13 protein-coding genes are annotated in these 14,215 nt (G+C 74.2%); 8 read left to right on the top strand and 5 right to left on the bottom strand.

What is annotated here, in order from left to right:
• The gene (locus ACZ4VK_RS00415) at positions 1 to 504 is read left to right on the top strand and encodes a cupin domain-containing protein (protein WP_468346942.1); all 504 of its coding nucleotides are present in this window, start codon (positions 1 to 3) and stop codon (positions 502 to 504) included.
• 8 nt (positions 505 to 512) lie between these two features.
• Here the strand turns inward: ACZ4VK_RS00415 and ACZ4VK_RS00410 are convergent, their stop codons facing one another.
• Complete coding sequence (locus tag ACZ4VK_RS00410; protein ID WP_389684395.1) at positions 513 to 1,283, bottom strand: IclR family transcriptional regulator; 771 nt, start codon at positions 1,281 to 1,283, stop codon at positions 513 to 515.
• Between the two features lie 150 nt (positions 1,284 to 1,433).
• Between ACZ4VK_RS00410 and ACZ4VK_RS00405 the strand changes: the two genes are divergently transcribed.
• Positions 1,434 to 2,939 (top strand): aldehyde dehydrogenase (NADP(+)), encoded by a 1,506-nt coding sequence (locus ACZ4VK_RS00405; protein WP_468346940.1) that lies wholly within the window; start codon positions 1,434 to 1,436, stop codon positions 2,937 to 2,939.
• 193 nt (positions 2,940 to 3,132) lie between these two features.
• Here the strand turns inward: ACZ4VK_RS00405 and ACZ4VK_RS00400 are convergent, their stop codons facing one another.
• Positions 3,133 to 4,485: an MFS transporter gene (locus ACZ4VK_RS00400; protein ID WP_468346938.1), complete on the bottom strand. Its 1,353-nt coding sequence runs from the start codon at positions 4,483 to 4,485 to the stop codon at positions 3,133 to 3,135.
• A gap of 70 nt (positions 4,486 to 4,555) precedes the next feature.
• Between ACZ4VK_RS00400 and ACZ4VK_RS00395 the strand changes: the two genes are divergently transcribed.
• From ACZ4VK_RS00395 to ACZ4VK_RS00380, 4 genes are all read left to right on the top strand, one after another.
• Positions 4,556 to 5,569, top strand: a complete 1,014-nt coding sequence (locus tag ACZ4VK_RS00395) for a GlxA family transcriptional regulator (RefSeq protein ID WP_468346936.1) — start codon at positions 4,556 to 4,558, stop codon at positions 5,567 to 5,569.
• Between the two features lie 6 nt (positions 5,570 to 5,575).
• Entirely contained in the window at positions 5,576 to 6,052 is a 477-nt protein-coding gene (locus tag ACZ4VK_RS00390; RefSeq protein ID WP_468346934.1) for a GNAT family N-acetyltransferase, read from the top strand.
• 65 nt (positions 6,053 to 6,117) lie between these two features.
• Positions 6,118 to 6,825, top strand: a complete 708-nt coding sequence (locus ACZ4VK_RS00385) for a DsbA family oxidoreductase (protein WP_468346932.1) — start codon at positions 6,118 to 6,120, stop codon at positions 6,823 to 6,825.
• A 103-nt stretch (positions 6,826 to 6,928) separates the two neighbouring features.
• On the top strand, positions 6,929 to 7,987 hold the full coding sequence (locus tag ACZ4VK_RS00380; RefSeq protein ID WP_468346930.1) for an aminotransferase class V-fold PLP-dependent enzyme: 1,059 nt from the start codon (positions 6,929 to 6,931) through the stop codon (positions 7,985 to 7,987).
• A gap of 177 nt (positions 7,988 to 8,164) precedes the next feature.
• On the opposite strand, the gene ACZ4VK_RS00375 is transcribed toward ACZ4VK_RS00380, so the two are convergent.
• Positions 8,165 to 9,265 (bottom strand): pyridoxal-phosphate-dependent aminotransferase family protein, encoded by a 1,101-nt coding sequence (locus ACZ4VK_RS00375; protein ID WP_468348771.1) that lies wholly within the window; start codon positions 9,263 to 9,265, stop codon positions 8,165 to 8,167.
• A 141-nt stretch (positions 9,266 to 9,406) separates the two neighbouring features.
• On the opposite strand from ACZ4VK_RS00375, the gene ACZ4VK_RS00370 reads away from it, so the two are divergent.
• Complete coding sequence (locus ACZ4VK_RS00370) at positions 9,407 to 10,492, top strand: amidohydrolase family protein (protein ID WP_468346928.1); 1,086 nt, start codon at positions 9,407 to 9,409, stop codon at positions 10,490 to 10,492.
• A gap of 40 nt (positions 10,493 to 10,532) precedes the next feature.
• Here ACZ4VK_RS00370 and ACZ4VK_RS00365 read toward each other — a convergent pair whose 3' ends face one another.
• On the bottom strand, positions 10,533 to 11,096 hold the full coding sequence (locus ACZ4VK_RS00365; protein WP_468346926.1) for a GNAT family N-acetyltransferase: 564 nt from the start codon (positions 11,094 to 11,096) through the stop codon (positions 10,533 to 10,535).
• Positions 11,093 to 13,231, bottom strand: coding sequence for a penicillin acylase family protein (locus ACZ4VK_RS00360; protein WP_468346925.1), 2,139 nt, complete (start codon positions 13,229 to 13,231; stop codon positions 11,093 to 11,095). The genes ACZ4VK_RS00365 and ACZ4VK_RS00360 overlap by 4 nt, the downstream gene beginning before the upstream one ends.
• Before the next feature lie 78 nt (positions 13,232 to 13,309).
• Here ACZ4VK_RS00360 and ACZ4VK_RS00355 point away from each other — a divergent pair, with 78 nt between their 5' ends.
• A complete protein-coding gene (locus ACZ4VK_RS00355; RefSeq protein WP_468346923.1) occupies positions 13,310 to 14,029 on the top strand; it encodes a siderophore-interacting protein in 720 nt (239 codons plus the stop codon).
• Positions 14,030 to 14,215 lie beyond the last annotated feature (186 nt).

The raw sequence follows: 14,215 nt of genomic DNA, 5'->3' as shown, positions 1-14,215 counted from the left end.
ATGATCATGAACGAGAACGCGCCCTTCACCCCGCTCCTGACCCGCGCCGCCGACGCCGAGACCACCGCCGACCCGAGCAGCGTGATGACCCTGCTCGCCGACTCGGACACCACCGGCGGACAGCTCACCAGCTACCGCTCCTCCTTCGCGAAGGGGGCGGTCGGCGCCCCGGCGCACTTCCACACCAGGGCCTCGGAGATGTTCTTCGTGCTCGGTGGCTCGCTCCAGGTCCTGGTCGGTGAGGAGCTGTCCGTCCTGGAGCAGGGCGACTTCCTCCTCGTCCCGCCCCACACGCCGCACGCCTTCGCGGCGGCGCCCGGCGCCGAGGCCGATGTGCTCTTCGTCTTCACCCCCGGCATGGCCCGCTTCGACTACCTGCGCCTCCTCGGCCGGGTCATGCGCGGTGAGGCGAGCTTCGAGGAGATCAAGGCCTCGTCGGAGCAGTACGACAACCACTACGTGGACAGCCCGGTCTGGCAGGCGGCGCTGGCCGAGCGCGCGTGACGGTGTGATCAGAGGCGGCGGGTCGCCAGGGTCAGCCGGTCCCGCGCGTCGAAGAGCGCGTCCTTGATCATCTGTTCATGGGCCGGGGTGAGCCGCGCCACCGGCACCGAGCAGCTGATCGCGTCCCGCGCCGGGGTCCGGTACGGGATCGCGATGCCGAAGCAGCGCAGCCCGAGCGTGTTCTCCTCGCGGTCCACCGAGAAGCCCTGCTCGCGGATGACGCGCAGCTCCTCGATGAGCTGCTCGCGGTCGGTGATGGTGTGCTCGGTCAGCGCCGGCAGGGTCTCCGGGAGCAGCTTGCGCACCTGCTCGTCGGTGTGGGTGGCGAGCAGCGCCTTGCCGAGCGAGGTGGAGTGCGCGGGCAGCCGGCGCCCGACCCGGGTGAACGGCCGCAGGTAGTGCTGGGACTGGCGGGTCGCCAGATAGACGACGTTGGTGCCGTCGAGTCGCGCCAGGTGGATGGTCTCGGTGGTGTCGTCGGAGAGCCGGTCCAGGGTGGGCCGGGAGGCGGCCACCACCTCGTCGCCGTCGATGTACGAGGTGCCGACGAGCAGGGCCCGCACCCCGATGCCGTACCGGGTGCCGGTCGCGTCCGTCTCCACCCAGCCCAGTTCGACCAGGGTGCGAAGGAGCATGTACAGGCTGGACTTCGGGTAGCCGACGGCCTCCTGGACGGCGGCCAGCGAGTGCATCCCGGGGCGTCCGGCGAAGTACTCGAGCAGCTCCACGGTCCGCACAGCGGACTTCACCTGCGCTCCGCCCGCGTCGGCAGTCGCCATGACCCTCGCCCCTTTTCCGTCGTCCGGTCGTCCCGTGGCCACCTGGCCGAACGGGGCCCCTTGTGGGAACGGCCTGGCCGTCCCTAGAGTCCCGTACAGATGCGTTCATCTACGGGAACAGTGTTCAGAATAGCGAACAGGGGCGTGGCGGTGGCGGCAGAACCAGTGTGGAGTGTGGACCCCCGGACGGGGAAGCCGCGCGAACAGGTCGGGGTGGAGTCCACGGCCGAGGACGTCGACCGGTCCGTACGGGCCGCCCACGACGTCCGGGAGAGTCTCGCCGACCGGAGCGTACGGGCCTCCTTCCTCCGTACCGCGGCCGACCTCCTCGACGGGGCGCGCGAGCGGATCGTCGAGACGGCCGACGCCGAGACCGCGCTCGGCCCGGTCCGGCTCACCGGCGAACTCGCCCGCACCACCGGTCAGTTGCGCGCCTTCGCCGATGTCGTCGAGGAGGGCTCCTTCCTCGACATCCGGATCGACCCGCCCGACCCGGGAGCCGTCCCGCCCCGGCCCGACATGCGCCGCTGGAAGATCCCGCTCGGCGTCGTCGCCGTCTACGCCGCCAGCAACTTCCCGCTCGCCTTCTCCGTCCCCGGCGGCGACACGGCGAGCGCCCTCGCGGCCGGCTGCCCCGTGGTGATCAAGGCCCACCCCGACCACCCGGCCACCTCCGCGCTCTGCGCCTCCCTGCTGCGCGGGGCCGCCGCCAAGACCGGCCTCCCCGAGGACGTCGTCACCCTCGTCCATGGCTTCGACGCCGGCGTGGAACTGGTCCGGCACCCGCTCGTCGCCGCGGCGGGCTTCACCGGCTCGGTCCGCGGCGGACGGGCCCTCTTCGACGCGGCCGCCGCCCGGCCCGTGCCCATCCCCTTCCACGGCGAACTCGGCTCCCTCAACCCGGTCGTGCTCACCCCCGCGGCGATCGAGGAGCGGGCCGAGGAGATCGGCGCGGGCCTGGCCGGCTCCATGACCCTGGGCGGTGGCCAGTTCTGTACCAAGCCCGGCTTCGTCCTGGCCCCCTCGGGCGAGGCAGGCGACCGCTTCCTCGACGCCCTCGCCGCCGGCGTCTCCACGGCGGGACCGGCCGTGCTGCTCGACCACCGGATGCGGGACGCCTTCGTCGCCGGGGTCACCGAGCGCGCCGCGCTCACCGGGGTGGCGGCCCCCGTCACGCCCGGCGCGGGCGACGAGCACACCGTCAGCGCCGGAGTCCTCGCCGTCGACGCCGCACGGCTCACCGAGGGCGACCGGCACCACCTGCTCCTCGAGGAGTGCTTCGGCCCGGTCACCGTCGTCGCCCGCTACGACTCCCGGACGGAGATCAGCGAGGTCCTCTCCCGGCTGCCCGGCAACCTCACGGCCACCCTCCATATCGCCACGGAGGCCGCCGAGGACGCCGACGCCGCCTCGCTGCTCGCCGAACTCACCCCGCTCGCCGGCCGCGTCCTCGTCAACGGCTGGCCCACCGGCGTCGCCGTCGCCCCGGCCCAGCACCACGGCGGCCCCTACCCGGCCACCACGTCCACCTCCACCTCGGTCGGCGCGACCGCGATCGAGCGCTGGCTGCGCCCGTTCACCTACCAGTCGACCCCCGACCACCTGCTCCCGCCGGAACTCCGCGACGGCAACCCGCTCGGGGTGCCCCGCCGCTGAACCCCGGTCCGGGCGGTGTCCCTCCGCTAGGGGGCCCGCCCGGACGGTGTCCCGCCGCCGACCCTCCTCGGTCCTGGCGAGCGCCCCGTTGGCGTACGTGTGGACGGTCTGCGGCCAGTTCGCCGACAGGGCGACCGGCCCGAGTACGGAGTGGCGCCGGGGCAGTACCGCAAGGGCGCCTGAGCGAGCCCGCTCAGCTCCGGCGACCGGGCAGGCGCAGGGACGCCAGGGTCGTCACGGTCAGGAAGGCCGCGCTGATCAGGAGGCTCGTGCGGAGGGCCGACTCCATGGAGCGGGCCGCGAGCGATCCGAAGACCGCGACGGCCAGGGCGCCCGCCGTCTGACGGACCGCGTTCAGAAGGCCCGCGGCCGTGCCCGCGCGCTCCGCGGGGACCGCCTCCATCATCGACGCGATCAGCGGAGGGAGGGAGAAACCCGCGCCCAGGGCGAGCGGCACGAGCAGCAGGGCCTGCGCCACCCGCGAGGAGTCCGCGTCCACCGTGAGCAGACCCAGCAGCCCGGCCACCGCGACCGCCTGGCCCAGGACGATCGGCAGCCGCGCCCCGTACCGCGCCGCCACCCGCGCCGAGAGGATGTTCACTCCCGCGAGCAGCCCCGTCATCGGCAGGAACATCAGCCCCGCCGCCAGCGCCGAAAGCCCCAGCACCCGCTGGAAGAAGAGACTGAACACGAACAGCGTCCCGTAGAACGCCACGCTGTTCGCCGAGCCCGCCGCCACCGCCACGGCCACCGTCGTGTTCCGGAAGAGCCCCAGCGGCACCATGGGATGCCGCCGCCGCGCCTCGATCATCAGGAACGCCGCGAAGGAGCCGCCCGCGAGCCCCACCGCCCACCAGGCCTCCGGGCCACCCTCGATGGCGGCGAAGGTCAGCGCCCCGAGCGCCGTCACCGCCGTCAGCTGCCCCGGCACGTCGAGCGGGGCGGTCCCGCGCGCCGAACGCGCCACCCGGGCCAGCGGGACGAGCGCGAGCAGCCCCAGCGGCAGGTTCACGAAGAAGACGCCCCGCCAGCTCCACCCCGTGGTCAGCGCCCCGCCCACGACGGGCCCGAGCGCCACCGCGACCGTGCCGCCCGCCGCCCACAGCGACACCGCGCGGGCCCGCCGCCCCGGATCACCGTACGCCTCCCGTACGAGCGCGAGCGAGGCCGGCAGCATCACGGCCGCCGCCGCGCCCTGCACCGCCCGGGCCGCGAGGAGCGCCGGAAACCCGGGGGCGAGACCGCAGGCGGCCGAGGCGAGGACGAAGACGACGACCCCCGCCCCGTACGCCTGGCTCGCCCCGACCCGGTCGGCGAGCGCCCCGCTGGACAGCAGCAGCGCGGCGAGGACGAGCGTGTACGCGTCGACGACCCAGGGCAGTCCGGCCATCCCGGCCCCCAGGTCGGCGCCGATCGCGGGCAGGGCCACGTTCACGACGGAGGTGTCGAGGGTGATGAGGGCGAAGCCGAGCATCGCGGCGGTCAGGGCGGGACGGGGAGAGACGGGCCGGTCGACGGGGGTCTCGGTGCGGAGCGCGGAGGACATGCCCCCAGCTTCATGATCGGCGGAGCCGTACAGTAGTGGCCCGAATGCCATACGTCCGGAGGTTCTGGCCATGACGGTCCCGTCCGGGGTCCGGCGCGTCGCCGTGATCGCCGTCCCGCCCGTCTCGATGTTCAACCTGGCCATCCCCGAGATGCTGTTCGGCAAGGTCGAGATCGACGGCGGGCCCGGGTACGAGACGGTCATCTGCGCGCCCGACCCCGGGCCCGTCGCCACCACCGGCGGACTCGACCTGGTCGTCCCGCGCGGCCTCGACGCCGTCGCCGGTGCCGACACCGTGGTCCTCGCGGGCAGCGGCTCGTACACCGACCCCGACCCGCGCGTCCTCGACGCCCTGCGCGCCGCCGCCGCCGCGGGCAGGCGCATCGCGTCGATCTGCACCGGGGCCTTCGCGCTCGCCGAGGCGGGACTGCTCGACGGCCGCGCGGCGACGACGTACTGGGCCTACCGGCCGCTGCTCGCCGCCCGCCACCCGGCCGTCGACCTCCAGGACGACGTCCTGTTCGTCCAGGACGGGCCCGTGCTCACCTCTTCCGGGTACGCGGCGGGCATCGACCTCTGTCTGCACGTCATCCGGACCGACCACGGCGCCGCCGTCGCCAACACCGTCGCCCGGCTCGCCCTCGTCGCACCCGTACGGCCCGGTGGCCAGGCCCAGTTCACCCAGACCCCGCTGCCGCCCGAGCGCGGGGTCTCCTTCGCCGACACGCGCGCGTGGGCGATGGAACACCTCGACGTACCGCTCGGCCTCACCGACCTCGCACGGCACGCCGGGGTCTCGGTCCGCACCCTCTCGCGTCGCTTCCACGCCGAGACCGGGGCCAGCCCGCTCCAGTGGCTGCTGCACCAGCGCGTGGAGCGGGCGAAGGAACTCCTGGAGACCACCACCCTCCCGCTGGACGGGGTGGCCCGGGCCAGCGGCCTGGGCACGGCGGACTCCCTGCGCCGGCACCTGCTGCGGCGCACGGGCCTCACCCCGAGCGCCTACCGGTCGGCCTTCACCCGCCTGACGGAGCCGCCCACGCGCGCGCGTACCGCAACCGGTCCCTCCCCCCGCGCGTCCTGAAGGGACATGATCAGAATCGCGAGCGCCGCCGACCTCGACGCCGTCGTCGACCTCCACACCGAGGCCCGTGCCACCTACTACCGCGGACACGTCCCCGACGCCGAGTTCCTCGGCCCCGAGGAGGTCGCCCGCGCCCGGGCGGGATGGGCGGCGGCGATCGACCGCGGGGCCGTGCTCTGCGCCGTACGGGACGGGGAGATCGCCGGGATCGCCGCGTACGGGGAGCGCGACGGCCTCACGCACCTCACCCAGCTCCATGTGTCCCCCGCCCGCTGGCGCGCCGGCGTCGGCACCGAGCTCCACGCCTCCTGCACCGCCGCCTGGCGGGCCGCAGGAGTGACCGAGGCCCGCCTGGAGGTCTTCGGTAAGAACGAACGCGCCCAGGCTTTCTACGCGGCCCACGGCTGGACCCCCGACCCGGAGAAGCCGCGCGACGGCACCCACCTCGTGCTCCGGCTCACACTGGACCCGGAAACGGAATGAACCCGGCCGGTGGGGACGTTGTCGCGACCGGACACCCCCACCGGCAACCCTCGGAGAGAAGTCACATGCGCGTCGAGATCTGGAGCGACATCGCCTGCCCCTGGTGCTACATCGGCAAGGCCCGCTTCGAGAAGGGGCTCGCGGAGTTCGCCCACCGCGACGACGTCGAGGTCGTGCACCGCTCCTTCGAGCTCGACCCGAACCGCGCCAAGGGAGACACCGGGCCCGTCCTGGAGATGCTGGCGAAGAAGTACGGCCGCACGCTCGACGAGGCCCGCGCCATGGAGGCGCACGTCGCGTCCAACGCGCACTCCGAGGGCCTCGGCTACCGCACCGAGGGCCGCGACCACGGCAACACCTTCGACATCCACCGGCTGCTCCACCTCGCCAAGGACCGCGGGGTGCAGAACGCGCTCCTGGACCTGGCCTACCGCGCCAACTTCGCCGAGGAGCGCTCCGTCTTCGACACGGAGACCCTGGTGACCCTCGGCGTCGAGGCCGGTCTCGACGAGACCGAGGTCCGGGCCGTCCTCGCCGACGACTCCGCCTACGCCGACGCCGTACGCGAGGACGAGCGCGAGGCCGCCGAACTCGGCGCGAACGGCGTGCCGTTCTTCGTCCTCGACCGCCGCTACGGCATCTCCGGCGGCCAGCCCGCCGAGGTCTTCACCCAGGCCCTCGAACAGGCCTGGCAGGGGCGTGTCCTCCAGCCCGTCGGCTCCGGCTCCGAGGTCTGCGGACCGGACGACGCCTGCGAGGTACCGGGGGCCTGACCCTCCGTCCTACCCCTCTGACCTGCGGAGATAAGCGCGGCTTGGGTTTCCCCACGATCGGATCGCCATTGACGGGTGATCGCGGGGAAACCAGGGTGGGGCCATGGATTCTCTTGACCAGCCCCTCGGGGGCGCCGAGTTCGCGCCCAAGAAGACGTATCTGAACACCTCCGCCTGCGGGCTGCTGCCCCGCCGGACCATCGAGGCCGTGACGCTCCTCGCCGAGGAGACCGCCGACGGACGTCCCGACGGGGCCGGAAGCTTCGCGATCGTCGACGAGGCCCGCGCCGCCTTCGCCCGCCTCGCCGGGGTCTCGCACGAGCGCGTCGCCGTCGGCAGCTCCGTCGCCGTGCACTGCGGAATGATCGCCCAGTCGATACCCGCCGGGTCCGAGATACTCTTCCCGGAGGGCGAGTTCTCCTCCGTCATCACCCCCTTCACGATCCGCGGTGATCTCAAGACCCGGTTCGTGCCCCTGGAACGGCTCGCCGACTCCGTCCGCCCCGAGACCGCGCTCGTCGCCTTCTCCGCCGTGCAGTCCGCGGACGGCCGGACGGCCGACTTCGCGGCGATCCGGGCCGCGGCGGCCGCGCACGGCGCCCGTACGCTCCTCGACGCCACGCAGTCGGCCGGCTGGCTGCCGCTGCGCGCGGGGGAGTGGGACTACACGGTCGCCGGCGGCTACAAGTACCTGCTCTGCCCGCGCGGGGCGTCCTTCCTCACCGTCACCGAGGAGGCGCAGGACTCGCTCCTCGCCATCCACGCCAACTGGGTCACGGGCGAGGAGCTGTGGGTGAACAGCTACGGCCCGGTCCGCGAACTGGCCCGCACCGCACGCCGGTTCGACGAGCCCGCGGCCTTCCTCTCGTACCACGGGGCGGCCCGCTCGCTCGCGCTCCTCGAAGAGATAGGCATCGAGCGGATCGAGGCCCACGACAAGGGGCTCGCGGCCCGCTTCCGCTCCGGACTCGCCGCCCTCGGCCACGAGCCGGTCGCGGACGACTCGACGGTCGTCGCCGTTCCCGGCCTCGGGGACCGCGCGGACGCCCTGCGCGAGGCCGGCGTCCTGCTCTCCGCCCGCGCGGGCAACCTGCGGGCCTCCTTCCACCTGTACAACACGGTGGCGGACGTGGACCGGACCCTGGACGTCCTGGCGGGCTGAGATCCGTACCGCGGGCTGCGGCCCGTACGGATCCGACGGGGTGTGCGCCGGACCGGCGGCGTACCGCTCCGAGGGGGTACGCGCCGGACCGGCGGCGCCGTACCCCGCGCACGGCGAAGGGGCGGGTTCCGGACACCGGACCCGCCCCCTGCCGTCACGCCGTCACGCCCGCTCCGCTCAGGCCCACGCCTCGGTGACCGCCCGGCGCGCGCCCTCGAGATCCACCGCGCGGCCCGTCTCGCCGAGCGCCGCACCCAGCGCGGCGAGCGAGGACCGCACGGCGCCCGGCGTCGCGTCCACCCCGTAGTGGTTGACCCGGATCATCTCCGAGGCGAGCGCCCCGCCGCCCGCGATCAGCGGCAGCGACGGGTCGGCGGCCAGCGCCTTCGCCACAAGGTCCGAGGCATCCACCCCGGCCGGTGTGCGCAGCGTCGTCGCGACCGGGGCCGCGTCCTTCGCCTCGTACACATACGGTTCGAGACCGCCGCCGAGGGCAAGGGCGCCCGCCCGGGTCGCCGCGGCGGCCGAGGCGTGCCGCGCCATCAGGGCGTCCAGACCCTCCGCCTCGATCCGCTCCACGCACGCCTCGAGGGCCAGCATCTCCAGCTGCGCCGGAGCGTGGAGCAGCGCCTTCCGGCCGCCGTCGATCCAGCGCTCCTTCCAGTCGAGGAGCGAGAGGTACGAGCGGCGCGGCGCCGCCGGGTTGGCGGCGAACCGCTCCCAGGCCCGCGCGCTCACCGACACCGCCGACACACCCGCGGGACCGCCCATCGCCTTCTGCGCGCCGATGACGCACATGTCGACGCCCCACGCGTCCGGAAGCACCGGCTCCGCGCCGATCGACGCCACCGCGTCCAGGTAGAACAGCGCGCCGTGGGCCCGTACGACCTCACCGATCTCCGCCACCGGGTTGGTGTTGCCCGTCGCCGCCTCCGCGTGCACGAGGGACACGAAGTCGATCTCCGGGTGCGCCGCGAGCGCCTCCTCCACCTGGGCGGCCGTCACCGCCGTGTGGAAGGGCACCTCCAGGTCGACGACGGTCGCGCCGCAGTCCCGCAGCCAGTTGCCGAAGGTCTGCCCGTACGGCCCCGTGACGATGTTCAGCGCGGTCGAACCGGCCCGCGCCCCGCTGCGGATGCACCCCTCGAGGGGCAGCAGCGCCTCGCCCTGGGTGATCACCACGTCCTGCTCCGTGGAGAGCAGCGCGGCCACCCGCCGCTCGATCGACGCGAAGTGCGCGGCGGTCAGCGGGGCCAGGTCCAGGAGCGGATGTGTCACGGTCACGGCGGTGCCTTCTTCGACTCGGTGCGGTGCGGGTAGAACTCCGGATCAGGGTACCGAGGCACCCCGTGCCACGGCCGCCCCGGAAGCCCCCGGCCCGGACTCCCCGGCGGGCACCCGTCCTCGTACAGTGCAGACATGAGCGATCACGCGGTGCTGCACGTGAAGGGACGGGTGCTCGTCGGCCCCGAGGACGTACGGGACGAACTGTGGTGCGTCGACGGACGGATCACCTTCGACCGGCCCGCCGCCGAGGCGGTCACCGTCGAGGGCTGGGCGCTGCCCGGACTCGTCGACGCCCACTGCCACGTCGGCCTCGACCGGCACGGCCCCGTCGACGAGGCCACCAGCGAGAAGCAGGCCCTCACCGACCGGGACGCGGGCACCCTGCTCATCCGGGACGCCGGCTCGCCCTCCGACACCCGTTGGATCGACGAGCGCGAGGACCTGCCGAAGATCATCCGCGCGGGGCGCCACATCGCCCGCACCCGGCGCTACATCCGCAACTACGCCCATGAGATCGAGCCCGCCGACCTCGTGGCGTACGTCGGCCGGGAGGCGCGGCGCGGCGACGGCTGGGTCAAGCTCGTCGGCGACTGGATCGACCGCGAGGCGGGCGACCTCACCGCCTGCTGGCCGCGCCCCGAGGTCGAGGAGGCCATCGCCGAGGCGCACCGGCTCGGCGCCCGCGTCACCGCGCACTGCTTCGCGGAGGACTCGCTGCGCGATCTCGTCGAGGCGGGGATCGACTGCGTCGAGCACGCCACCGGGCTCACCGAGGACACGATCCCGCTCTTCGCGGAGCGGGGCGTCGCGATCGTGCCGACCCTGGTCAACATCGCGACCTTCCCGCACCTCGCCGACGGCGGCCAGGAGAAGTTCCCCCGCTGGTCGGCCCATATGCGCCGGTTGCACGCGCGCCGCTACGACACCGTGCGCGCCGCCTTCGACGCGGGCGTCCCGGTCTTCGTGGGCACCGACGCGGGCGGCTCCCTCGCGCACGGCCTCGTCGCCGAGGAGGTCGTGGAGCTGACCCGGGCCGGCATCCCGCCGATCGACGCGCTCGCGGCCACCGCCTGGGGGGCCAGGGCCTGGCTGGGCCGCCCGTCCCTCGAGGAGGGCGCCCCGGCCGACCTCGTCGTCTACGGCGAGGACCCGCGCGCGGACGTCCGCGTCCTCGCGGCGCCGCGCCGGGTCGTCGTCAACGGCAGGGTGGTCGGCTGACCGGGCTCCGGAGAGTCCGTGCCGGTCGGCCGTCGGCCGGTCAGCGGCGGCTCAGGAAGGCCAGCCGGGCCTTCTTCTCCGGGATGAAGACCTCCGGCAGGTCCACCTCGGGCAGGACGACCTCCGGACCCAGCTCGAACCCCGCGCGCACCATGCGGGCGATCGCCTTCTCGTTGGCGGCGTCCGGGTCGACCACGACCCGGGTGCGGTCCTGGAGCGCGAAGGCGATGAGCGCGCTGAGCAGCCGGCCCGTCCAGCCGGGCTTCGGGGCCGCGCTCGGGGCGACGAGGATGTGGACGCCGATGTCCCCCGGCAGCGCCTCGTAGCACTCGCTGACGCGGTCGGCCTCGGGGTCGTACGTCTGGAAGAGCGCGACCGGCTCGTCGTCCAGGCTGACCAGGAACCCGTGGTGGGTGGTGAGCGAGTCGAGGTGCGCGTAGATCTCCCTCACCTGCTCGACGGTGGTTCCGGCCATGCCCCAGAAGCGGGCCCGCTCCTCGTTGACCCAGCCGTGCAGGAGCGGGGCGTCCTGCTCGGGTTCGACGGGCCGGACCGTGACGGTGCCGAAGCCCTCGACGGGGTGGACGTATACGGCGGTGGTCATCCCTGCTCCTCGGTGAGGTTCTGCCAGTCGGTGGTGACGGGGGCGAGTTCGCCCCTCAGCCACAGGGGGAGTTGGTCGCGGTGGTGCGGGTCGCCGGGCACGCCGGACGCGCCGAACGGAACGATCCAGCCGCTCCGTTCGCGGTCGGCGAGGTCCCAGACGTAGCGGGCGGCGGAGGCGCGGGCGCTGCGGTCGGTCCATCCGGGCACGCTGGACGTGGAGAGCACGCAGTCGTGGTCCCCGCCGAGCCCCGGCCACTGCTCGTCGTCCGCGTCGGGCAGCGCCTGCCAGGGCGCGAGCCGGTGCGTGACGCCCCAGGCGGCGGGCGGCTCTCCGGCCCCGACCTCGTCGAGCGCCTCCCGTACGATCCGGTCGACGTCCGCGGCGGGCACGGGCCCGGCCACGAGCAGCGTCTCCAGGGCGTAGGCGACGCGCGGCCCGAGGGCGAGCCAGGGCCGGAACATCTCGGGGTACGGCGCGGGGTCGCGCAGGGGGGCGAAGGCCTCGTGGGCGGCGAGCCGGCGCACCACGGCCCCGCGCACGGCGGCGTAGAGCCCCGCGTCGGTGCTCTCGGCGTCCATCCGCCGGTCCCAGGCGAGCAGCCGGTCCCTCACGGCGGACCCGGCGGGGGAGAGCCGGGCGTCCCCGGTGGGGCCTTCCGCCCCCGCGTCGTCCGCCCGCGCCACCGCCGCGAGGAGGCGGGCCGCCGACGGGTTGTCCGTGTCCCGGTGGACCTCGGCCGTCGTCTCCGGGGTCCACTCCGCCGAGGCGCCGAGCAGCGCGTCGATCCGGGCCGCCCGGTGCGGCGGGGCGAATTCGATGCCCAGGGGCGCGGCCAGGCCCCGGGCGTTGGCCATCACGGCGTGCCCGCGCACCTCGGCGCGGGGCAGCGGCGCCGGGGACGCCGCCCAGTCGTGCGCGCGGTCCCACGCGGGCACGATCCGGAGGGAGTTGGCCCGGTCCCGTACGGGGACGTGGCCGGCGACCCGGTGCAGCAGACCACCCCCGGTGTCGGCGGCGAGGACGACGTTCACGGGTTCGATCCAGCCGTCGAGGGCCGCGTCCACGTCGCCGACGGTCCGGGCGCGCAGCAGCGCGGGCAGCACGCCGAAGCCGAGCTCGCTCGTGACGCGGGGCGGGTACCGGAGGCTGACGGCCTCCCACGCGGCGGAACCGGGCTCCTCGTCGGCTCCGATGATCACCGGGCCGCGGTCCGTCTCGATCACCTCGACGACGACCGGTTCCGCGCCCGCGACCTCGATCGTCTCGGTGTGCGTGGCCGCCGGGCGCCAGCCCTCGGGGCCGTACGCCTCCACCCCGCCGTCCGGGAGCCGCCGCAGCCGCTCCCGGTAGAGGTCCTGGTAGTCGGCCATGGCGTTGGTGATGGCCCACGCCACCGGGCCGGTGTGGCCGAAGTGGGCGAGCCCGGGGACGCCGGGCACGGCGATGCCCACGACGTCGTACGCCGGGCAGGCGAGCCGGATCTGCTGGTAGACGCCGGGTGCCTCGATGAACCGGTGCGGGTCGCCGGCCACCAGGGCCGCACCGCTCGCGGTCCGCTCGCCCGCGACCAGCCAGCCGTTGGAGCCGGAGGTGCCGGGGCCGTCGGTCGCGAAGAGCTCCGTCCACTCCTCGCCGAGCCGCCGGGCCACCTCCTCGCGCCACAGCTTGGTGGGGAAGCCGGCGAACAGGATGTGGGTGGAGAGCCAGACGGCGAGCGGGGTCCACGGCTCCCACCGGCCGGGCGTGAGGCCGGTCTCCGCGAACTCGGGGGCGCGCCGCGCCCCTTCCGCCAGACCGTCGTTGACCCCGTCCACGTACGCGCGTACCCACGCCGCCGTCCCCGCGTCCTCGCCTTCGAGCCGCTCGAAGCAGCGACGGGCGGTGTCGGCGAGCCGGGACCTGCGGGCGAAGGTGTCCCAGCCGAGTTCGGCGGCGCCGAGGAAGGCGGCCGTGGTGCCCTGGGCCCGGTGCCGTTCGACCTCCAGCTGCCAGGCCCGGTCGCGGGCGGTGACCCGGCCCTGCGCGAAGGCGAGTTCGTCCGGGTCCGCGGCGCGCAGATGGGGGACGCCCCAGGCGTCCCGGTAGACCTCGATGCTCACGGAGACCCCGATCCCGTCCTTGTGTCGTGCCATGGCCGGCGGCCATGCCGTCCTGCGTTTTTCTTAGGTTAGGCTGACCTAATCTACAGGAGCTCAGGGGAGGGGATCGCGGTGGGTCACGGCTGGCAGGGTGCCGTTCTCAAGCTGATGCGCGGCAAGGACTTCACGTTCACCGTGACGGGGGCCGAGCAGGTCACCGAGGACTACCGCAGGGTGCACTTCACGGACGGCGGTCTGCTCGCCGCCACCGGCGTCCATCCCACGATGTGGGTACGCGTCTGGTTCGACGGCGCGGGCAAGCCCCACCAGCGGGCCTACACCCTGGTCGACCCGGACGTGGAGGCCGGCACGTTCAGCCTGGAGTTCGCCCTCCACGACGGCGTCGCCAGCCGCTGGGCCCGCACCTGCGCCCCCGGCGACACCGTGGACGCGACCCTCCAGGGCACCGGGTTCGAGGCCCCCGAACCGCTCCCCTCGCGGCTGCTCGTGGTCGGCGACCCGGCCTCCCTGCCCGCGGTCAACTCCCTCCTCGACGCGCTTCCCGGCGTCCCGGCCACCCTCTGGTTCGAGACCCAGCACGCCTCCGACGAGGACCTTCCGATCCGGCTCGACGTCGAGCGGCACGAGCTGCGCCGGGTGCCGCGCAGGGACGGCGGCGCCGACCTGGTCGCCCGGGTGAAGGCCGAACTGCCCGCGCTCGCCGACGCCTCCTCGTACGTCTGGATCGCCTGCGACACCGCGACCACCCGCACTCTCGCCACGTACGCGCGCAAGGAGCTGGCCCTCCCCAAGGAGCGCGTCCACGCCCTGGGGTACTGGCGCCCGAGCTGAACGCACCGCGTTGACGATCCGTTACCTCGGCGGTGAGCGGATCGTTCTCACTCCCCTCGCGTGGCGGTGTTCCCGCCCGCACGCGCGAGAGACGCGGGACGCCCGGGAACGGTTGTGTCGAAAAAAATCGAAAATGAACACGGAAACCCCCCTTTGGAGTGAACTCACGCCAGGCGACTGCCGGTT

The organism is Streptomyces sp. NPDC028711 (assembly GCF_055565415.1).
This window is presented reverse-complemented; position numbering and strand designations above follow the sequence as displayed.

Coding starts and splice junctions, on each gene's coding strand:
- ACZ4VK_RS00365 (WP_468346926.1), bottom strand. CDS start 11,096: ATGACCACCGCCGTATACGTCCACCCCGTCGAGGGCTTCGGCACCGTC.
- ACZ4VK_RS00410 (WP_389684395.1), bottom strand. CDS start 1,283: ATGGCGACTGCCGACGCGGGCGGAGCGCAGGTGAAGTCCGCTGTGCGG.
- ACZ4VK_RS00400 (WP_468346938.1), bottom strand. CDS start 4,485: ATGTCCTCCGCGCTCCGCACCGAGACCCCCGTCGACCGGCCCGTCTCT.
- ACZ4VK_RS00360 (WP_468346925.1), bottom strand. CDS start 13,231: ATGGCACGACACAAGGACGGGATCGGGGTCTCCGTGAGCATCGAGGTC.
- ACZ4VK_RS00370 (WP_468346928.1), top strand. CDS start 9,407: ATGAGCGATCACGCGGTGCTGCACGTGAAGGGACGGGTGCTCGTCGGC.
- ACZ4VK_RS00385 (WP_468346932.1), top strand. CDS start 6,118: ATGCGCGTCGAGATCTGGAGCGACATCGCCTGCCCCTGGTGCTACATC.
- ACZ4VK_RS00415 (WP_468346942.1), top strand. CDS start 1: ATGATCATGAACGAGAACGCGCCCTTCACCCCGCTCCTGACCCGCGCC.
- ACZ4VK_RS00380 (WP_468346930.1), top strand. CDS start 6,929: ATGGATTCTCTTGACCAGCCCCTCGGGGGCGCCGAGTTCGCGCCCAAG.
- ACZ4VK_RS00390 (WP_468346934.1), top strand. CDS start 5,576: ATGATCAGAATCGCGAGCGCCGCCGACCTCGACGCCGTCGTCGACCTC.
- ACZ4VK_RS00395 (WP_468346936.1), top strand. CDS start 4,556: ATGACGGTCCCGTCCGGGGTCCGGCGCGTCGCCGTGATCGCCGTCCCG.